Source organism: Nocardiopsis sp. TNDT3, from assembly GCF_003427465.1.
Classification (GTDB): domain Bacteria; phylum Actinomycetota; class Actinomycetes; order Streptosporangiales; family Streptosporangiaceae; genus Nocardiopsis; species Nocardiopsis dassonvillei.
Window position 1 is genome coordinate 1 of sequence record NZ_QPFC01001399.1, and the last position, 1,174, is coordinate 1,174.

The 1,174-nt window shown below is 72.9% G+C and carries 1 protein-coding gene; it reads right to left on the minus strand.

Annotation, left to right across the window (positions count from 1 at the left end; translation table 11 throughout):
• A partial coding sequence (locus tag DQW06_RS28215) for a TM0106 family RecB-like putative nuclease (protein WP_117199621.1) occupies positions 1-1,174 on the minus strand: 1,174 nt, incomplete at both ends.

Below are 1,174 nucleotides of genomic sequence, written 5' to 3' on the forward strand. Positions count from 1 at the left end.
GGGCAGGACGGCGACGGGGGGCCGGGAGTAGGTGGAGTCGGGGTCACAGGTCTCGGTGATGGCCAGGGTGTCGGCGTCGGCCTCGGCGACCTTGGCCTGGGTGGTGGTGGCGGGCTGCCCGGGGGCGCCGGGGTAGAGCAGGTGCACGTCCTGGCCGGAGGTGAAGGGGTGGGGGTGGGCGGTGTCCAGGCGCAGGGAGAGTTCGCGGCGGGACTTGCGCTGGCGGCCGGTGGGTTCGATCCACTCCCCCGCGCGCACCTGCCAGGGCACGGCGCAGTCGGTGTCGGACTCCAGGTCGGTCAGGGGGGCGCTGGTGCGCCGGTAGTGCTCGCGCCAGGGGGGCAGGTTCTCGCGCTGGTAGTAGCCGACCAGGGCGGCCAGTTGGGCGCGGGTGTGGTGGTCGGGTTCGCGGTCCTGGGCCTGGGCGGGGACCTGGTCGAGCAGGGGTTCGGTGAGGGCGGCGTGGCGGGCGGCCTTCTCCTGGCGTTTGCGGGCGCGTTCGGCCTCGGCCTCGGTGAGTTCGAGCTGGACCAGGGGGCGGTCGGTGATGCCCTGGTGGGTGCGGTGGTCCTCCAGCCAGTCGCGCAGGCGCGCGGTGGAGTGGCAGTCGTCGCGGTTGTAGGCGGCGATGTCGGCCAGGACCCGCGCGGCCCGGTCGTGGTCGCCGGCCTCGGTGGCGGCCAGGTAGGCGGCGTAGGCGTCGATGCTGGAGGTGGCGGTGGTGACGCCGCCGGAGCGGGCGGCGGGCAGGTAGAGGGGTTCGAGGTACTTGATGGAGTAGGAGCGCTGGGACACGCGCAGGCTCTTGCGCACGACGGTGTACAGGTCCACCAGGCGGTTCTCGCGCAGGAGCCGGTTGACCTCCTCCTCGCGGGTGGCGAACTCCGAGCTCAGGTGTTTGAGGCGGTCCACCTCGTAGGAGGCGTAGTGGTAGACGTGGGCGCCGGGGTCGGCGTCCACGCGGGCGGTGGCGAAGTCGACGAAGTCCTCCAGGGCCTTCTTCTCCTGGGCGCGGTCGTGGGCCCAGAAGGCGTGGAAGGTCTCGGCTCCGTGGGCGTCCTCGGTGGTGGCGCCGAAGAGGTACTCCAGGCCGCGTTCGCCCTCGCGGGAGTGGTAGGGGTAGCCCTCCATGTCGAAGAAGACGTCGCCGGGGCTGGGGGCGGGCAGGCTGGCC